The following is an 18,927-nucleotide window of genomic DNA, read 5'->3' as shown; positions in this document are numbered from 1 at the left end:
GATTAAATGAAAAGATTCCGGGAATATGATGACAGTCGAAGAGAATGTAAAGGCAATACTCAAGGAACTGGGTAACACAAAATTGGTTTGTGTCACTAAGACAGTAGATGTTCAGAAGATAAATGAGGCCATAAAGGCAGGAGCCACCATCATTGGGGAGAACAAGGTTCAGGAATATGAAGAAAAACGTGATGATCTGTTGCCTTGTGAAAAGCACCTTATAGGACATTTGCAGTCAAATAAGGTTAAAAAAGCTATTCAGCTCTTTGATGTGATACAGTCAGTCGATTCCCTGAAGCTGATACAGGATATTGATAAGAAAGCCAGAGCCGTAAATAAGATACAGAAGGTCTTTCTTCAGGTGAACATAGGCAATGAGTCTCAGAAATTCGGCTTTGCAGAGAACTCGATAGCACAGGTACTTACTGAGGTTCCTGCACTGAAAAATGTCCATGTTAGGGGTCTGATGTGTATACCTCCCTTTGAATCTCCAGAAGAAACAAGATCATATTTCAGAAGGATGAAAGCCCTTTTTGATGAGTTGCAGCAGAAAAACCAGGAAAATATTGCTATAAGGGAGCTGTCAATGGGCATGTCAGGTGACTATAAAGTTGCTATAGAAGAAGGAGCCACTATGGTGCGTATTGGTTCTTCGATATTCGGGGATAGAAAGTATTGAAATGATCTCATATTATTATTGCCTCAATAATGATACTAATAATACTTACAATGACCTGCAGAGGCGGAAGCCAAGCGAGTAGTGGCCATAGTTCGGGTGAAAGGTTATACGATAGGCTGATCGACATTTCTTTGGATAGTTAACCCAGCCACCACCACGTAGAGCCGGGCTGGAAACAGCAACATCTTCCCAGGTATTAGCATAAGCCAGATCATCCTCAGAATTTCCATAAGATCTGTTCTGACACCATTCCCACACATTACCATGCATATCATACAATCCCCATAGATTCGGTTTCTTCTGACCTACCGGATGAGTCTCATGCTCGGAGTTACCATAATACCATGCATATTTCCCCAATTTTGAATCGGCGTCTCCAAAAGAATATCTCGTGGTCGTGCCCGCTCTGCAAGCATATTCCCACTCTGCTTCGGTGGGCAGACGGTACTTATCAGTGCCTTCCTTCGTATTTAGCTTTGTGATAAACTCCTGTACATCATTCCAGGAAACGCATTCAACAGGTCTGTCATCTCCTTCAAAACATGAGGGATCGTTGCCCATCACCGATTTCCATTCTTTCTGGGTCACTAAATATTTTCCAAGATAGAATGGTTTTTGGATGATCACTATGTCAACGGGTGTTGCATAGCTATACTTATTAGAATCCATCCTAAGCTCCCCGGCAGGGATAAGCACGAACTCCATACCTATGGAATTCTTTATAGATGCAGCATGCATTTTATTATCAGCTTCTTCTTGCTCATTTCCAATATGCTCATTTTTTTACGTTTTATACCAACATTATCTAATATTTTATCACCCCTCGTTGGTTTAAGAAGCATTTCCTATATTAGTGACGAACTGGATTGTATTTAGTCTTTGCATTTATGAAAGTACTCTACAAGAAGCGGTCTCTTGTATGTGACTATGCCTCATTTTTAAAAATTAGATAGGTCTCAGTACATCCCCCACATCCGCAAAAAGCAATCCTATAAGAAAACCTACTGCAGAGCTTGTGTAAAAAATAAGAGTGTGGATGATTATGCTTGCAGCAAAAACACGATCATACCAATTATAGACATTAGAATAAATGGAAGTAAAATATCGACTAAATCGACATTAGCATCTTCATTTTTCAGAATATTTTTCATTCATATCACCAAGGGTACTGCTTGTACCGGCTTAAACTAATTCATTCAACTATTTAAATATAGTCCTGATGTAAAACATGAAGATGCTCATTATGATGAAGTAGTTTTCAACTATCTACAAATCAATAAGAAGCTAAGAGCACATTGCATTACTGTAATACCTTCTCCACAGGATATACATTTCATGGCAAAATGTTAATCTAAGCCTCATGTCATTTAGTATTTCATGGGTAGCATCATTTCCATAAAGGAGCTTAACAAAAAGTTCGCAGGACATGTTGCACTACAGGATATTAACCTGAATATAGAACAAGGAGAATTTGTAATAATTCTGGGCCCTAACGGTGCAGGTAAAACGACGCTACTCAAGATACTTGAAACTCTTGTAAGACCCTCATCAGGCTCAGTAGAAATAAGTGGAATGGAGCTTAACAGGTCAGCATTACAGATACGAAAAAAGATCGGCGCCATTTCACACGAGAGTTATCTGTATAACGATCTGACAGTCGAAGAAAACCTGCGTTTTTTTGGAAAAATGTATGGATTGTCTGATGACGAACTAACTCAAAGGATTCAACTACTTCTTGAGCAGATGCATCTTGAACACAGATGTATGGACCGTGTAAGCACACTTTCCAGAGGTATGAAGCAACGTCTGTCTATCGCACGTTCTCTCATTCATGATCCTGAAATAATTTTAATGGATGAGCCATATACTGGCCTGGATCTGCAATCAGCCTGTGATCTAGAGAGACTGCTTCTCGAAAATAGCAAAAAAGCCACAGTGCTGATGGTTACACATGATATAGACAGGGCTTTTTGTATATGTGACAGGATAATCATACTTTGTGATGGAAAGATATCTTCAGATATAAGGCAAAAGGACATAAGTTCTGCAGAAGAACTCAAGAATATCTATACCACGATATTTGATGGAGGAGCATGATACGCAGTCTCTATATTTCAGCAAAGGACCTGCGTACTGAACTGCGCACAAAACAGGTGCTTAACTCCATGCTCGTATTTTCTATTGTAGTTATGGTAATCTTCAGCTTATCCCTCAGTGATATGCTTAGCGATTCTTCAGTCATTGATCGCCTGGCTCCAGGCTTACTTTGGATAGCCTTCATATTTGCCGGAATGCTAGGCATCACCAGGACATTTGCCTCAGAGACTGAGAATGGTTGCCTGGAAGGATTACGGCTATGCCCTGTAGACAGTGCAGCCATATACACCGGCAAGGCCATATCAAGCATGTGCCTGATGTTCATTGTGGAAATAGCAACAGTACCTGTTTTCATGGTGCTGTTTAATTATACTATCCCTGACATCCCGGTAATGGCAATAGTAATACTGCTCGGCACAGCAGGTTTTTCGGCAGTTGGAACCTTGCTTTCTGCTCTAACTGTTAACACCCGTACCCGGGAAATATTGCTCCCTGTACTTTTACTTCCTCTGCTTGTGCCAGTCCTCATTCCTGCTGTACTGGCCACTGGCAAGATACTGGCAGGAGATGGAATATTTGAGATAATTACCGAACTGCGCCTGATGGCTGTATATGATATTGTTTTCTTTACGCTGGCACGTCTGCTGTTTGACCACACGCTGGAAGGATGATGCAAAAAGATAACGGGAAATTAAATAAAATATATTGATAATAGACCATCATAGAAAACAAGATCAAAAATGGGACTAAAGTATGGAAAATAAAAAAATAAGGATATTGGCCGTTGTAACCACTGCACTTGTGCTTCTATCAATGTATATGGTTTTTTTCTACTTGCCTACAATGAAATCAAGTTCAGGTGAGATACTGGATAGCAGTTTCAAAATATTTTATTTCCATATGCCCATAGCAATTACTGCATACTTTTCCTTCTTCATTGTTTTTGCTGCAAGTATCATGCAGCTTAGATCTCATGATGTGAAATGGGATATTTATGCCAGGTCCGCAGCAGAGATAGGGGTAATTTTTGCTATGCTGGTACTAATCACAGGTTCTATCTGGGCTAGGGCTACCTGGGGTTGGTACTGGGTATGGGAACCCCGGCTTACTACATCTCTTGCACTGTTCCTTGTTTATGCCACGTATCTGCTACTACGTCAGGCTATAGAGGAGCCGGAATCAAAGGCGAGACTTGCAGCAGTATTTGGAATAGTAGGTTTCATCTCCGTGCCCCTGAGTTTTCTTTCTATCCGCCTGTGGCGTTCTGCGCATCCATTAATGTTTGGGGAAGCAGTTTACGGCAGTACAGGAGGAGGACTGGAGGGTTCTTCATTGCAACTAACGCTGCTAGTAAATTTCGTGGCATTCCTTGCTCTGTTCTTAACATTGTTCTTTTACAAATCCAATATCGAGACACTTAAAGAAGATATCCATGTTCTAAGGGTATCACGTCACTGAGCCCATATTTTTTTTGATAAATAAAAACTGGCTTAAAAAAGAAAGGATTATAAGCTGAGGGGAGGAACAACAATCCATGTTTTTCGAGCCCATCAATATAGCCGGAATTGAGATCCCTAATCGTTTTGTCAGATCTGCCACACACGAATGGATGGCAGAACCCGATGGAACACCTACTTCACGCATAGGGGACTTATACGAGGAACTTGCCCGCAATGAAGTGGGGCTTATCATAACTGGCTATGCTTATGTTAACCCAAAGGGAAAAAGTGATCATCTGCAACAAGGTATCTATGATGACAGGTTCATAGAACCTTATAAGAAAATCGTTGCAAGGGTACATCAACATGGCAGCAAGATAGTCATACAAATAGCCCACGGAGGACGGCAGACCATGATCACTGCCCAAAACCCATATATGCTGGCTCCTTCTGCGATTGTTGATACAACAAAGGGTATCACGCCAGAAGAAATGACGGAAAAGGAAGTGCTTGAAACTATAGAGAACTTTGCGCAGGCTGCAAGAAGGGCAAAAGAAGCTGGATTTGATGGTGTACAGTTGCATTGTGCACACGGTTTTTTGCTCAGCAATTTTATATCTCCGTATACTAACAGGCGAAAGGATAGATGGGGCGGTTCCACTGAAAAAAGGACACAGGTGGTCCTTGACATAATCTCACGCACGCGGGAACTGGTAGGCCACGAATATCCAATTCTTGTCAAACTGAATGTTACTGACGGTTTTAAACCTAGATCTCACAAGCGCACTCTTGATGCGCCTGAAAGTATAGAGATAGCAAAGATCCTCTCAGATAATGGTGTATGCGCCATAGAGGTCAGCGGAGGGATCGCAGAGGCTGGTGATGAGTTATTCAGAACGAATATTGATTTACCAGAAAAAGAAGCCTATTACCGTGACTATGCTAAAAAGATAAAAGAGAAAGTCACTGTACCTGTGATCCTTGTAGGTGGTATCAGGTCGAAGCATGTAATGGAAACGCTGCTTAAGGAAAGTTATACTGACATGATCTCCCTATGCAGGCCACTAATATGTGAACCTGACCTGGTGATTAAACTCAAAAACATGGAAACAGAAGTTGCAAAATGCGTATCTTGTAATCTTTGCTCTGATGAAAGTGGTATCAAGTGCAATTATAACTTTTCAAGATGAGTACATTCTCTAATACAAGTTTCCGGCTTATCCTCATGCAGATTTAGAAGAAGGTCAATTAAAAGGTTATGATCCATAACAACAAGATCTGCCTGTTGAAGCTCTTGAGGGTTCAGGTATGTAGGGACTGCTATACAGCATAAACCTGCAGCCTTTGCAGCCTGTACACCCACAGGAGCATTCTCTATTACAATACATTCATCTTTTTGCATACCTAGCATCTCCACTGCCTTCAGGTAAGGGTCAGGAGCCGGTTTACCGTGAACAATATCGTCTCCTGTGACAACCACACTGAAGATTCCCGGATATAAGTTCTCTAGAATATTATGTACAATTGGCCTGTCAGCACCTGATACAACTGCAAGCTTATATCTATGCCTGAGAATGTTCAGGCATTCAAACATACCATCAAATATGCGTAATTCAACTAAAAGTTGGAACTCTTCAATATATCTCTTGACTATTTCTTCAAGATCGAACCTTCCATCATTTGCACTTTCTTTCTCCAGCAGGAGGCGTACAATATCAACGGTCTTTTCGCCTTCCCTCTCGTAGATCAGCTTATGATCCATATGTACACCCAACTGGTCAAAGATGCGTTTCATGGCTTGAACGTGGTATGGCATAGAATCTACAAGTACGCCATCCATATCGAATATTAATGTTTTTAACAAATTCTCCCTCTACTTTGAAATGTGCACACATGAAGGCATCACTTTGGTATATTCTTTTTTGCCCAAAAGGATGCTGCAAAAGAGCCTGAAATGTTGTGCCAGATACTGAACAAAGCACCTGGAAGTGCAGCGGTTGCTGTGAAGTATTTGATGGAAAGAGCAACGCTAAGGCCTGAGTTCTGCATCCCAACTTCTATACCAATAGTCCTTGCCTCGATCTCACTAAGGCCCAGAAGTTTGGCAAATCCATAACCACTTGCAAGCCCAAGCAAATTGTGCAATACAACTACGATCACTACTAAAAATCCTGCAGAAATAACCGTTTCCCTGTTTAAGGCCATGATGATCGATATTATGAAAACAATAGTAAGTACTGATATCACTGGAAACAGATGGCGTATATTTTCTATACGGGAACTTAAAACCGTATTAATGGCAATTCCCAATGCAACAGGAACTATGACTATCTGTAGAATGCTGATCAGCATACCGTACATGTCTACATCTATTGTCTGGCCTATATAGGCCCATGTAAGTAACGGTGTCATTACAAAGGATATCAATGTGGAAAACGATGTCAACACAATGGAAAGTGCTACATCTGCCTTCGCAAGATAAGATATAACATTTGATGCAGTACCACCCGGGCAACAACCTAAAAGTACTACACCTGCTGTTAGTTCAGGTGAAAGTGAAAACATTCTTGAAATGGCATATCCTATGAAAGGCATCAAAGCATACTGTAGTATAGTTCCGATAAAAACTGCTTTAGGTCTTTTGAAAACAAGCAAGAAATCTTCAAGGGCAAGTGTCATACCCATTCCGAACATCACAAGCCCCAGCAGAAAAGGAATTGCATCTTTATAGGGCAGAAAGATATCAGGGGATAAAAGAGCAATAGCTGAAAGAATGATAGCCCATAAAGGAAATAAAGAAGTGAACTTTTGTAACATAAAACACCTTCAGATGTTAATGAAATATTTAATTAACTTGTGATAGACTCCGTCTAACTATATTCTATAAACCGTTTCTTTCTATTTAAAACACTAATTAAATAGTATTCTAGAGATGCATTGTGTTTTAAAAAACATTCCTCTTCATGAAAATATAGAAGTATTGTAGCACTCAAAATCAGTTATTATATATTAACCGTAAAATATATGCTATATAATTATAGATAAATTATGCTTTATGAGATATACTTTTCCCAAACACTTATTAAGTATTAAATGCTACCAACTTTCTAGACTAATTTCAGATTTAATACAATTATAAACTATATGTATATTTTTATACATTTGAGTGAACTAAATAATGGGAGAGTCTTAGAATGTTTGGTGAGTCAGGGGAAGGAATATGTCAGATGCTTAGCTTTTTTAGAGCAGTTAAATCGTATCAGATAATATTGCTCGTGTTGCATATCATATGTTGCTTTTTTTTATTAACTGGGCAATCTGCAAAAGAGAAACATGGTTTATCGACAATTAATACTAAAAATAACACGTCTACAAAAAAAATACCAACTATGCTTATATGTTTTTCAATCTGTTTTCTTTTGTTTTCAATTGCTGCATCGAGTATTTGCTCGGCAGCAACCGTATATGTAGATACAAATTCAACTGGGAAATACACATCTAACGTCTCAACTGATGGTATTTACATTTGTGATGGAACAAATGACGAGATTGAGATCAATAAAGCACTGACGTATATCGATGGTCTTGGTGGCGGTACCGTCTATCTAAAAGGACCAAACACATACTGGATAGATGGCACTATTCTGATGGGATCAAATACAATTCTCACCGGAGATTCGAGTGCTTGTATTAAGCTGGTAGCAAATGCCGGATGGGCTGTTGATGTACCATTAATAAGAAATAAAAGTGGGGACTATAAAAATTTTACAATCACTGGATTTGAGATCGATGGAAACAGTGAACAGCAATCTGTAGACCGCGGTGATGGATACTATAATCTGATGTATTTTGATGACTGTAAAGGAATAACAGTAACAGACATGCGTCTGGAATGGAGTACAGGCGACGGACTGAAAGCAAGAAATAGCCCTTATTCTTACACTTCTTCAGCAAATATTGTATTTTCAGATAATTCGGTATACAAGCTTGGACATGATGCCCTGTACGTTCTGGGAATGAATGGGGTTGTAGCAACCAACAATGATGTTCATACAAGAACAAACAGTGCATTCAGGTTATCAAGTTCTGGTGAAGCAAAGATCTATAATAATGTTATACATTCAGAAATTAGTGGCTCCTCCACAGGTCCAGGTATAGAAATCGATAAAAACAGTGGATACAAATCTGAAAATATCGAAATATATAACAATATATTCCATACCCTTAATGGGGCTGCTATCTGGATAGATGGCGAAGACAAAGATAACGTAAAACGTGGAAAGAATGTCCATGTACATCATAATATAATGTATAATGTTGGACAATATAGTACTAATACAGGATACAGCAATGCAGCAATCATAGTAGGACAATTCGATAATACAATAATAGAAAACAATGTTATAGATAATGGTGGTCATGCTGCTGTAAAGTATTATCAATATCCAAATTCATACAAGATGAGCGCAGACTTCACAACTATTGTGAGAAACAATGTTATCTTGAACTGCGCTAAAAACATGAAAACTGGTATTTGGAACTATAATTCAGATCATCATGAATTTATTGTGTACAATAATTGTTTATATAATAATGCAAATGGCGCATACACTGGCGCAAATATTGGTCATAGCGACGATATATACCTTGATCCGTTATTTGCATCTTCTACAAGCCGTGATTACCATCTAAAGAGCAAAGCAGGTAGATATTCAAGTGGGAAATGGGTAACGGATAGCGTAACCAGCCCCTTGATAGATGCAGGATATTCAAAGTCTAGCTACAGCAGTGAACCTTCTCCAAATGGTGGAAGAATCAATATCGGAAGATATGGTAACACTGCTCAGGCATCAAAAAGTTCTTCCACATCGTCTACTGTATCTAACAAAGCACCAGTTGCAAAGGCTGGCTCTGATAAGACCGTTTCCACAGGTTCAACTGTTAGTTTCGATGGCAGTTCTTCTTCCGATGACAAGGGTATAGCATATTATTCATGGGACTTTGATTCTTCAAATGGCATATCTGAAACCACCGGAATAACATCCACGTACAAATATTCAACTGCAGGAACTTACACTGTGACACTGACTGTCACAGATATATATGGACTGAAATCTACAGATACATTAATAGTAGTGGTTGCTGATCCGGATGATCCGCCAGTGGCAAATGCGGGTGCGGATAAGACAGCAACTACGGGATCAGCTGTTAGCTTTGATGGTAGTTCATCTACTGATGACAACGGCATAGCAACGTATTCATGGGACTTTGATGTCTCAAATGGTATAACTTCCGAGGCCTCAGGTAAAACAGCTACCCATACATATACAACTGCAGGAACCTATACTGTGACTCTGACAGTCACTGATTCAAGTGGTCAGAAAGATACAGACACATTAAAGGTGGTTGTAAGCAGTAGCAATCCATCGGGTCCAGGCTCAATCTCATATACACCTTGCTATGACAATAGGTTGCGTGAGTCACTGCCAACTACTGTTCTTTCCACAAGTGCATACATTGACGTTGGAAGGAGTACAGATAGCGTATGCAGAGACGTTATGCTGTTCGATCTGAGTGGATATAAGACCACCGACACGATATCTAAGGCAACATTGTCGCTTTACTGGTATTATCCTGCAGGTAAAACACGTACTTCTGCTACCACTGTGGAGATCTATAGGCCAATTGCATGGAATCCAAATTCTGTTACCTGGAATTCCTGGACAGTAGCAGGAGGAAGCTGGTATGATAGGAGTGGTGTTGCTCAGGGAAGTATACCATATGCTAATCTTACTTTCTCAGCCAGCAAACTACCTGACAACCAATACTATGAGTTTGATGTCACACAACTTGTGCAGGAATATGTAAGTGGTAAATATGCCAATACTGGTTTCTTCATCAAGGCACGTACTGAAAGTGGAAACTACATTGCATTCTATAGTTCGGATTGTGGGGACGACGCACATAAACCACTATTAACAGTTACCACTGGTTCAGGTTCAACCTCAACAGATAATGCACCGGTTGCTAATGCCGGTGCTGATAAAACTGCAACAACAGGTACAGCTGTCAGTTTCAGTGGTAGTGCTTGCACAGATGATAAAGACATAGCAACGTATTCATGGGACTTCGATGCTTCAAATGGTATAACCTCTGAAGCGACGGGAGTTGAAACTACTCATACATATACAACAGCAGGAACCTACACTGTAACTCTTACAGTAACCGATACTGCAGGGCAAAAGTCAACAGATACGTTGCAGGTGGTAATAAGTAGTAGCACTTCACCCAGTACAGGTTCCGGTACTTACACGCCTACTTATGACAATAGACTACGTGAATCATCTCCAAGTAGTGTGTATTCCTCTAGTGAATTTATTGATGTGGGAGGACTTTCCACAAGGTATAGAGATGTAATGTTGTTTGATCTCAGTAGCTACAAAACAACAGATACGATAAGTAAGGCAACGCTTTCTCTGTACTGGTATCATCCTGCAGGTGAAACTCGTACTTCTGACACTATTGTCGAGATCTACAGGCCAGTTGCATGGAATCCAAGTTCTGTTACCTGGAATTCCTGGACAACAGCAGGAGGAAGCTGGTATGATAAGAATGGTGTTGCTCAGGGAAGTACACCATATGCTAATCTTACTTTCTCGGCAAATACAGTGCCTGATAACAAATACTATGAATTTGATGTAACACAACTTGTACGGGAGTATGTATGTGGTAAGTACACAAATACTGGTTTCTTCATCAAGGCACGCACTGAAAGTGGAAATTACATTGCATTCTACAGTTCAGATTATTCAAATGCTGCAATGAGACCAAAGTTAACAATTACCACTGCTTCAGTAGACAATGCACCGGTTGCAAATGCCGGTGCTGATAAAACTGCAACAACAGGTACAGCTGTCAGTTTCAGTGGTAGTGCTTGCACAGATGATAAAGGCATAGCAACGTATTCATGGGACTTCGATGCTTCAAATGGTATAACCTCTGAAGCGACGGGAGTCGCAACTACTCATGCATATACCACAGCAGGAACCTATACTGTAACTCTCACAGTAACCGATACTGCTGGACAAAAGTCAACAGATACGTTACAGGTAGCTGTAAGTAGTAGCACTTCACCCAGTACAGGTTCCGGTACTTACACGCCTACTTATGACAATAGACTACGTGAATCATCTCCAAGTAGTGTGTATTCCTCTAGTGAATTTATTGATGTGGGAGGACTTTCCACAAGGTATAGAGATGTAATGTTGTTTGATCTCAGTAGCTACAAAACAACAGATACGATAAGTAAGGCAACGCTTTCTCTGTACTGGTATCATCCTGCAGGTGAAACTCGTACTTCTGACACTATTGTCGAGATCTACAGGCCAGTTGCATGGAATCCAAGTTCTGTTACCTGGAATTCCTGGACAACAGCAGGAGGAAGCTGGTATGATAAGAATGGTGTTGCTCAGGGAAGTACACCATATGCTAATCTTACTTTCTCGGCAAATACAGTGCCTGATAACAAATACTATGAATTTGATGTAACACAACTTGTACGGGAGTATGTATGTGGTAAGTACACAAATACTGGTTTCTTCATCAAGGCACGCACTGAAAGTGGAAATTACATTGCATTCTACAGTTCAGATTATTCAAATGCTGCAATGAGACCAAAGTTAACAATTACCACTGCTTCAGTAGACAATGCACCGGTTGCAAATGCCGGTGCTGATAAAACTGCAACAACAGGTACAGCTGTCAGTTTCAGTGGTAGTGCTTGCACAGATGATAAAGGCATAGCAACGTATTCATGGGACTTCGATGCTTCAAATGGTATAACCTCTGAAACGACGGGAGTCGCAACTACTCATGCATATACCACAGCAGGAACCTATACTGTAACTCTCACAGTAACCGATACTGCTGGACAAAAGTCAACAGATACGTTACAGGTAGCTGTAAGTAAAACAACCGGTACAATTTCTTATACTCCAACTTATGACAATAGGTTGCGTGAGTCATTGCCGACTACTGTTCTTTCCACAAGTACATATATTGACGTTGGAAGGAGTACAGATAGCGTATGCAGGGATGTAATGCTGTTCGATCTCAGTAGCTACAAAACAACAGATACGATAAGTAAGGCAACACTTTCTCTGTACTGGTACTATCCAGCAGGTGCAACACGTACTACTGATACTATTGTTGATATCTACAGGCCAGTTGCATGGAACCCAAGTTCTGTTACCTGGAATTCCTGGACAACAGAAGGAGGAAGCTGGTATGATAAGAATGGTACTTCTCAGGGAAGTACACCATACACATCTATTACTTTCCCAGCCAAAACAGTGCCTGATAACAAATACTATGAATTTGATGTTACACAGCTTGTACAGGAGTATGTAAGTGGTAAGTACACAAATACTGGTTTCTTCATCAAGGCACGCACTGAAAGTGGAAATTACATTGCATTCTACAGTTCAGATTATCCAAATGCTGCAATGAGACCAAAGCTAACTGTAACATGTTAACTTAAAACAGAAACACATGTTGTGAGCGAAAATGTTTTTCGCTCTACTTATTTTTATTCACGTTAACCTTGAAATCTGAGAAATGAAATAAGGTTTATAGCCAAGAATCATTATTCACTATTGCATGATTTTATATTCCTTGGTCTGTTTATAAGTGTTTCATGAGACTTGATACTTATCTTGTGGATATGGGTTATTTCAGCTCCAGAGCACGTGCAAAGGATGCTATTATCCGCGGGAATGTAAGAGTTGGGGGAAATGTTGCTACCAAGCCATCTAAAGATGTAAGTACCGATCTACTTATTGAAGTCGTTGAAGGGCTTGATATGCCAAAAGGGTATTTCAAGCTAAAACTTATTCAGGAAGCTTCTGATATCATTTGTGAAGGGGATACTGTCCTTGACCTGGGGTCAAGCGCTGGAGGATTTTTGCTATATGCTTCACAGATAGCCGAAAAAATACAGGGTATTGAGTACAGTAAAGACTTTCATGCAGAGCTTAGCAAGATCACTGATGAGCATGAGAATGTAAGTGTAAAGTTTGGGGATGTTTTCACACTTCCTTTGTATGAAATGTCATCTGAGAAAGTGGATGTTATACTAAGCGATATGACTCTGGAGCCTGCTGACTCTCTTGTGGCACTTAAAAGAGTGCTTCCTCTGCTTAAAGAAGGCGGAAAATTGCTACAAGTCATAAAGATAAAAAAACGTGAGAGCAGGGAACCTTTTCTTTCTAAAATAGAGGCAATGGGTATTGAAATTCTCCAGGTTATAGAGCCAGAGAAACAGGAGATCTACGTGATTGGACGCAAGCCTTTAAATCAAACCTATTTATGATGGATAATGATGGCTTATAGATTGGTTGGGGAGGGTGATCCAGTAAGACTTTTTGTCGGTGGTCTGCATGGAAACGAATGGATGGATACATCCGATATACTGGAGGAACTTGAACAGCCGGAAGTAGGCTCTTTGGCTATTATACCCGTTGTGTGCAAAGAAAAATATGTGTCTACTCTGGAAGAGCATTACTACAAAACACTTGGCAGACCAATAATAGAAGCTGTAAATGAACTAAGACCCAGCATTTATATTGAGTTTCATTCATATTCCAAAAAGAACCAGAAACATCTGACAGATGCAGAACGTGTTCATAAGACTGGAGTTCCTGCATATAGCCAGCTTGATAATGATGTGCTTCTGGGTTCGGTATCTCCTGTCATAAGAAGAGAATACTTTCCTATGGAAGCACTATGCCTGTCTTTTGAGATCCAGAAAGATAATCCCTTATCAAAGGATTATGGAACCAAACTTGCGAGAAAAATGAAAGAATGCTTATCAAAAGATCATTTTATCGAGCAATTGAAAAATAGATATCCTGCTCAGACCACAAAAGTAATAGAGGATTACAGAAAATTTTATGGTTTGTAAGTAAGGCTTACAAACCATGTGATTTACCTTCTTTTGGCCTAGTTTTCAGCTCAGCCCATATTGTAATTGTGGATGTTGTGTGCAGGGTTAACATCCTGCATATCCCTTTCCTGTGCCTTGAGCATGTCGTCAACGCGCAATATCATGGCAGATACCTCTGATGCGGACTTGATGGCCTGTGTCTTGACACGGAGCGGATCAATCACATTGTCCTTCATCATGTCTTCTACCTTGCCAGAATAGACATTGATTCCACTGTTCTTATTCTTCCCAGATTCAGCACGCAGCTGCAGCAGCATATTGATCTTGTCCAGACCTGCATTCTCTGCAATTGCCTTTGGTATTTCTTCCATAGCATCTGCAAAGGCGATAACTGCAAGCTGTTCGCGTCCTTCTATGGAAGAGGCATAAGAGCGTAATCCCTGTGCTACTGCCATCTCAGAAGCCCCTCCGCCTGGAACTATTGCTTTGTCTTCGAGGACAGATTTCACGACATTGAGAGCATCGTCAAATACACGCTCAATGTTATCAGTAACATGTTCACTGCCTGCCTTTATGAGGATTGTCACAGTGTTGGATTTCTTGAAACCAGTGATGAGAGTTTTCTCTTCATATTCGGATTCCTGCTCAACCATTTCGGCAAAGCCCAGATCATCAGCACTGATCTCGTTCATGTTCCTTACAAGCTTGGCACCTGTGGATAGGGAAAGCACAGTCATATCTTCATCTTTCAGTCTTCTGCAAGTGTAGATATTGTGCTTCATGAAGTAGTGTACAGCGCTATCATCTATGTTCTTGGAAGAGAAAACAACATTGGCACCTGTATCTATGACCTTATCCAGCATTTTACGGAAATTGATCATTTCCTGGTCCTTGAACGCGAACATTTCTTCAACACTACCAAGCTGGATCTTTGATTTGGTGTTGGTCTTGGAAAACTCTACTGGCATATCCAGAAGTGCAATCTTAGCGTTTTCAACTTTAGCAGGAGTATCAGGATGAAGACGATACTTATTGATGTAAATTCCCTTTATTACTTCGGTATCTGTTATCTTGCCGCCAACCTCTTTCCTGATAACAATCTTATTATCTATATCATACTTGCCATTTTCCTCTATTGCCAGCACTGCATCGACACATACTTTTGCCAGATGGTCAGAGGAAGCTTCCGGAGCTTTGCCTGTAATTGAGGTTTCTGCTATATTTTCCAGTGTTTTCCTGTCATTTTTGTCAACTTTCGTTGCAAAGTTTTCCAGAATCTCAATAGCTTTCTGTGCAGCAAGATTGTACCCCTTGAAAATAACTATGGGGTGGAGACCTTTTTCAATAAGTTCTCCGGCTTTGTCCATGAGGCTGCCTGCTATCACAACAGCACTGGTGGTGCCGTCCCCTGCAATATCTTCTTGCGTCTTGGCGACCTCAACGATCATTTTTGCAGTGGGATGCTCTATCTCCATTTCCTTGAGTATAGTGGCACCGTCGTTGGTAAGAACAATATCTCCAAGAACATTGACCAGCATTTTATCCATACCCTTGGGTCCTAAGGTAGAACGTACCAGCTTTGCAACTGCTTTAGCTGCGTTGATATTCATGGAAAGGGCATCTTTACCCTGTGCGTGCTCTGTTCTTGGGTCAATAATATAAACCGGCTGACCTCCATATTGTCCTGCCATTTGTATTGACATGCCTTGTTGTGCCATTATTTTGAACCTCCTGAATCCAGATGATGAACTTGTTTTAATGTATCTTTTTTACGTATGAATTGAACTAACTGTATATAGTTCTATAAAAACGTTTCGATATGCAAATATGTGCTTTTGCATGGTCAAAGCATTTAAATCATTAATTCCATTTCTCGGTTATGTTGACCTTCATAGGATTGGGACTCTTTGATGAAAAAGACATTTCCCTGAAAGGACTTGAAGCTATTGCCCAGGCAAACAGGGTATATGTAGAGTTCTATACATCCAGACTTATGGGAACTACCGTGGAGAAGATGGAAGAATTATACAATAAAAAGATAACAGTACTCACACGGGAAGAAGTGGAACAGTATCCGGACTGGCTAGGTTATGCCATGGATGAAAATGTAGTTTTCCTTACAGGTGGAGATACAATGGTTTCCACCACTCATGTTGACCTACGCCTACGTGCGATGGAAATGGGCATCAGTACAAAACTTGTGCATGGCTCGTCAATATCTTCAGCAGTATGTGGACTTACCGGTCTGCAGAACTATAGGTTTGGAAAAGCCGTTACTGTACCTCATCCATATACAAGTAGCAGAGGGAAAACTGTCATATCGGAAACCCCTTATGATACAATTCTTCAAAATCTGGATCATGGACTTCATACTCTTGTTTTCCTTGATATTGATAAAGAAAAAGGTTACATGACAGTGAATCAGGCGTTGGACCTTCTTCTTAGGGTAGAAGAAAACAAAGACACAAAAATTCTGCAGGACAGGATAGCAGTTGGTATAGCCAGAGCTGGATCTGATTCCCCATCTGTTGCAGCAGATTACATTAAAAGCCTGAAAAACTTTGATTTCGGTGGACCTCTCCATATACTGATCGTCCCGGCGGATACGCATTTTGTTGAAGCAGAGGCGTTAGTACAGCTGGCACATGCACCAAAAGCATTACTTGAAACTCAGCAGCAGTAGTGGAATATAATTATAGGGTACAAGTCTATATATCAAAACGACATAGGACATATTGGTTACATATAAAATATATCACTATTGAAATTAATATACGAGGGAAAAATGGTTCGAGATGCAGTTGGCGTGATATTCGGCGAGGCAGGGACATCCAACTTCAGGATACTATTATCAGATAGCACCAGTGTGCATCAGGGAGGATATGTAAAAGCCTGGCATGAGATCGATGGCTGGGTTCTTGCACAGGTGCTCTCCATCACCCGTTCAGGAGATAGTTACTCTATAGAGGAGGCAAAGAACGGTACCCGTAAGGACAAAAGCGGGGACAGGATAATCGCTGATGTGACGGTCATAGGCAAACGTGATGATTCAGGTTTGTTACGGTCACCTACAACTCCTTTTAGTCCGGGAGACCCTATCTACAAAGCGAACAACGAACTTATATGCAGTTCCCTTGGGCTCTCTGGAAAAGAAATGTTCATTGGCATGCTGGAAGGTACTGATATACCCGTACATCTCAATGTGAATAGCCTTGTACAGAAACATTGCAGCATCCTTGCAAAGACTGGAAGCGGTAAGTCATATACTGCAGGCGTTCTCCTTGAAGAGATGCTGGACCGCAAAGTACCTTTGCTTATTATTGATCCGCACAGTGAATATGCTTCATTGAAAGAAGAAGGAACTATTAGTACAGAAGTCGCAGGCAGGTTTAAGGTTTCACCAAAATCATATTCACAGTATGTTACTGTATACACTCCTGCTGACAAGAGCCTGAATCCCAAAGCCGATGAAGTGTTTCGGCTTAACGGCATGAACCTTACAGCAAAAGAATTGAGTGAGGCTTTTCCCAACAATTTCACCAGCACTCACATAGGTATCCTTTACGAGGCTATTGATAAGATCAAAGCCGAGATGGATACATATACTCTTGATGAGATAATTTTTGAGGTCAAGAACAATGATAGTAAGTCAAAGTGGAATGTGATCAGCTTTCTTGAAGAAATAAGGGAAAACGGCATACTTTCAACAAATCCCACATCAATTGAGGACCTTGTTCAGCCGGGAAGAGCTGCCATCATAGATTTCAAAGGTGTGAATCCGGATATTCAGTCGATGATCGTTGCGCGTTTATGCAGTACGTTATTCGAGGCCCGAAAGATGAATACCATTCCACCTGGTATGCTGGTGGTAGAAGAAGCTCATAACTACGCACCGGAAAAGGGTTTCAGCAAGACTTTAAGTTCAGATGTACTGAGAACAATTGCCTCAGAAGGACGTAAATTCGGTCTTGGATTGATGGTGATTTCCCAGAGACCTGCACGCGTGGACAAAAATATTCTTTCTCAGTGCGGCACCCAGATCATCATGAAGGTCACGAACCCTAATGACCTGAAAGCTATCAGCAAAGGTCTTGAGGGAGTAAGTTCCTATGTGGAGGACGAGCTCATGCGCCTGCCTCCAGGAGTGGCAATGCTGGTGAGCACAGATATTGAAAGGCCTATTCTGGTAGACATTAGAGTGCGTAAAAGTAAACACGGTGGAGAATCTGTTAATGTAATGCGAAGTGTTAACATAAATACTGCTCCGGCAGCACCACCCAGGAAGCCACCCGTAGAACATGTGCATGAATCACATGTACCTCACCCATCGCCTGTATTAGAGCATCATTCCATAGAAGAGCATGTGCCTGCTCAGACCACTACAGCTCCCCCTCCCAAGAGAAAACCCTCGCGGGAAGTAAAAACAGAAGAGGGAGGCGGTCTATTCAAAAAAATATTTGGTGCGAGTAAATGAGGAGGAAATAGCTTGCCAGCTGATCTGAATGAAAAGGTTAAAAGATATGAGAACCTACTAAGGCAAGCGCTGGAAAAAGCAGAGTTTGCACCTATCAAGGATTCGCATATGTACGCTGTTGCAAATGACTTCCATACGATGGCAAGATCATATTACGAAGATGGTATCCACTTTGTACAACAGGAAGACCCTGTGAACGCACTGATATGTTTCAGTTATGGACATGCCTGGCTGGATGCTGGGGCGCGTCTTGGAGTGTTCAGAGTGTATGATGATAAATTATTCACGATATGAA

15 protein-coding genes are annotated in these 18,927 nt (G+C 40.8%); 11 read left to right on the top strand and 4 right to left on the bottom strand.

Features of this window, described 5'->3' with window-relative positions; genetic code table 11:
• Positions 1 to 28: 28 nt before the first annotated feature.
• Positions 29 to 679, top strand: coding sequence for a YggS family pyridoxal phosphate-dependent enzyme (locus ACC612_RS11955; protein WP_371854783.1), 651 nt, complete (start codon positions 29 to 31; stop codon positions 677 to 679).
• A gap of 45 nt (positions 680 to 724) precedes the next feature.
• Here the strand turns inward: ACC612_RS11955 and ACC612_RS11950 are convergent, their stop codons facing one another.
• Complete coding sequence (locus ACC612_RS11950) at positions 725 to 1,417, bottom strand: formylglycine-generating enzyme family protein (RefSeq protein WP_371854782.1); 693 nt, start codon at positions 1,415 to 1,417, stop codon at positions 725 to 727.
• A gap of 639 nt (positions 1,418 to 2,056) precedes the next feature.
• Between ACC612_RS11950 and ACC612_RS11945 the strand changes: the two genes are divergently transcribed.
• The 4 genes from ACC612_RS11945 (at position 2,057) to ACC612_RS11930 (ending at position 5,405) form a co-directional block, all read left to right on the top strand.
• Positions 2,057 to 2,776 (top strand): ABC transporter ATP-binding protein, encoded by a 720-nt coding sequence (locus tag ACC612_RS11945; protein WP_371854781.1) that lies wholly within the window; start codon positions 2,057 to 2,059, stop codon positions 2,774 to 2,776.
• Complete coding sequence (locus ACC612_RS11940; protein WP_371854780.1) at positions 2,773 to 3,447, top strand: heme exporter protein CcmB; 675 nt, start codon at positions 2,773 to 2,775, stop codon at positions 3,445 to 3,447. Before ACC612_RS11945 ends, ACC612_RS11940 begins: the two co-directional genes overlap by 4 nt.
• 82 nt (positions 3,448 to 3,529) lie before the next feature.
• Positions 3,530 to 4,234 (top strand): cytochrome c biogenesis protein, encoded by a 705-nt coding sequence (locus ACC612_RS11935; protein WP_371854779.1) that lies wholly within the window; start codon positions 3,530 to 3,532, stop codon positions 4,232 to 4,234.
• 76 nt (positions 4,235 to 4,310) lie between these two features.
• On the top strand, positions 4,311 to 5,405 hold the full coding sequence (locus ACC612_RS11930) for an NADH:flavin oxidoreductase (protein ID WP_371854778.1): 1,095 nt from the start codon (positions 4,311 to 4,313) through the stop codon (positions 5,403 to 5,405).
• On the opposite strand, the gene ACC612_RS11925 is transcribed toward ACC612_RS11930, so the two are convergent.
• Entirely contained in the window at positions 5,387 to 6,079 is a 693-nt protein-coding gene (locus ACC612_RS11925) for an HAD family hydrolase (protein ID WP_371854777.1), read from the bottom strand. The two genes, ACC612_RS11930 and ACC612_RS11925, sit on opposite strands and share 19 nt — an antisense overlap.
• A 38-nt stretch (positions 6,080 to 6,117) precedes the next feature.
• Complete coding sequence (locus ACC612_RS11920; RefSeq protein WP_371854775.1) at positions 6,118 to 7,032, bottom strand: bile acid:sodium symporter family protein; 915 nt, start codon at positions 7,030 to 7,032, stop codon at positions 6,118 to 6,120.
• 602 nt (positions 7,033 to 7,634) lie between these two features.
• On the opposite strand from ACC612_RS11920, the gene ACC612_RS11915 reads away from it, so the two are divergent.
• The 3 genes from ACC612_RS11915 to ACC612_RS11905 all read left to right on the top strand — a co-directional run bounded on the left by ACC612_RS11915 (position 7,635) and on the right by ACC612_RS11905 (position 14,176).
• Positions 7,635 to 12,749, top strand: coding sequence for a disaggregatase related repeat-containing protein (locus tag ACC612_RS11915; protein ID WP_371854774.1), 5,115 nt, complete (start codon positions 7,635 to 7,637; stop codon positions 12,747 to 12,749).
• Between the two features lie 161 nt (positions 12,750 to 12,910).
• Positions 12,911 to 13,585: a S4 domain-containing protein gene (locus tag ACC612_RS11910; protein ID WP_371854773.1), complete on the top strand. Its 675-nt coding sequence runs from the start codon at positions 12,911 to 12,913 to the stop codon at positions 13,583 to 13,585.
• Positions 13,586 to 13,594: 9 nt separating this feature from the next.
• Positions 13,595 to 14,176, top strand: a complete 582-nt coding sequence (locus tag ACC612_RS11905) for a DUF2119 domain-containing protein (RefSeq protein ID WP_371854772.1) — start codon at positions 13,595 to 13,597, stop codon at positions 14,174 to 14,176.
• Between the two features lie 50 nt (positions 14,177 to 14,226).
• Here the strand turns inward: ACC612_RS11905 and thsA are convergent, their stop codons facing one another.
• Complete coding sequence (gene thsA, locus ACC612_RS11900; protein ID WP_371854771.1) at positions 14,227 to 15,876, bottom strand: thermosome subunit alpha; 1,650 nt, start codon at positions 15,874 to 15,876, stop codon at positions 14,227 to 14,229.
• A 161-nt stretch (positions 15,877 to 16,037) separates the two neighbouring features.
• Between thsA and dph5 the strand changes: the two genes are divergently transcribed.
• The 3 genes from dph5 (at position 16,038) to ACC612_RS11885 (ending at position 18,926) form a co-directional block, all read left to right on the top strand.
• A complete protein-coding gene (gene dph5 / locus ACC612_RS11895) occupies positions 16,038 to 16,841 on the top strand; it encodes a diphthine synthase (protein ID WP_371854770.1) in 804 nt (267 codons plus the stop codon).
• 102 nt (positions 16,842 to 16,943) lie between these two features.
• Complete coding sequence (locus ACC612_RS11890; protein ID WP_371854769.1) at positions 16,944 to 18,632, top strand: ATP-binding protein; 1,689 nt, start codon at positions 16,944 to 16,946, stop codon at positions 18,630 to 18,632.
• A 12-nt stretch (positions 18,633 to 18,644) separates the two neighbouring features.
• Positions 18,645 to 18,926 (top strand): DUF357 domain-containing protein, encoded by a 282-nt coding sequence (locus ACC612_RS11885; RefSeq protein ID WP_371854768.1) that lies wholly within the window; start codon positions 18,645 to 18,647, stop codon positions 18,924 to 18,926.
• The last annotated feature ends 1 nt before the right edge of the window (position 18,927 follow it).

Source organism: Methanomethylovorans sp. (assembly GCF_041447285.1).
Lineage (GTDB): Archaea > Halobacteriota > Methanosarcinia > Methanosarcinales > Methanosarcinaceae > Methanomethylovorans.
Note: the sequence above shows the minus strand (reverse complement) of the source record. Positions and strands in the feature narration are given on the sequence as shown.

What these genes read in the sequence shown, in the direction of transcription:
- ACC612_RS11955 (WP_371854783.1), top strand. Translation starts at nt 29, where the DNA reads ATGACAGTCGAAGAGAATGTAAAGGCAATACTCAAGGAACTGGGTAAC.
- ACC612_RS11950 (WP_371854782.1), bottom strand. Translation starts at nt 1,417, where the DNA reads ATGCATGCTGCATCTATAAAGAATTCCATAGGTATGGAGTTCGTGCTT.
- ACC612_RS11945 (WP_371854781.1), top strand. Translation starts at nt 2,057, where the DNA reads ATGGGTAGCATCATTTCCATAAAGGAGCTTAACAAAAAGTTCGCAGGA.
- ACC612_RS11940 (WP_371854780.1), top strand. Translation starts at nt 2,773, where the DNA reads ATGATACGCAGTCTCTATATTTCAGCAAAGGACCTGCGTACTGAACTG.
- ACC612_RS11935 (WP_371854779.1), top strand. Translation starts at nt 3,530, where the DNA reads ATGGAAAATAAAAAAATAAGGATATTGGCCGTTGTAACCACTGCACTT.
- ACC612_RS11930 (WP_371854778.1), top strand. Translation starts at nt 4,311, where the DNA reads ATGTTTTTCGAGCCCATCAATATAGCCGGAATTGAGATCCCTAATCGT.
- ACC612_RS11920 (WP_371854775.1), bottom strand. Translation starts at nt 7,032, where the DNA reads ATGTTACAAAAGTTCACTTCTTTATTTCCTTTATGGGCTATCATTCTT.
- ACC612_RS11910 (WP_371854773.1), top strand. Translation starts at nt 12,911, where the DNA reads ATGAGACTTGATACTTATCTTGTGGATATGGGTTATTTCAGCTCCAGA.
- ACC612_RS11905 (WP_371854772.1), top strand. Translation starts at nt 13,595, where the DNA reads ATGGCTTATAGATTGGTTGGGGAGGGTGATCCAGTAAGACTTTTTGTC.
- thsA (WP_371854771.1), bottom strand. Translation starts at nt 15,876, where the DNA reads ATGGCACAACAAGGCATGTCAATACAAATGGCAGGACAATATGGAGGT.
- dph5 (WP_371854770.1), top strand. Translation starts at nt 16,038, where the DNA reads ATGTTGACCTTCATAGGATTGGGACTCTTTGATGAAAAAGACATTTCC.
- ACC612_RS11890 (WP_371854769.1), top strand. Translation starts at nt 16,944, where the DNA reads ATGGTTCGAGATGCAGTTGGCGTGATATTCGGCGAGGCAGGGACATCC.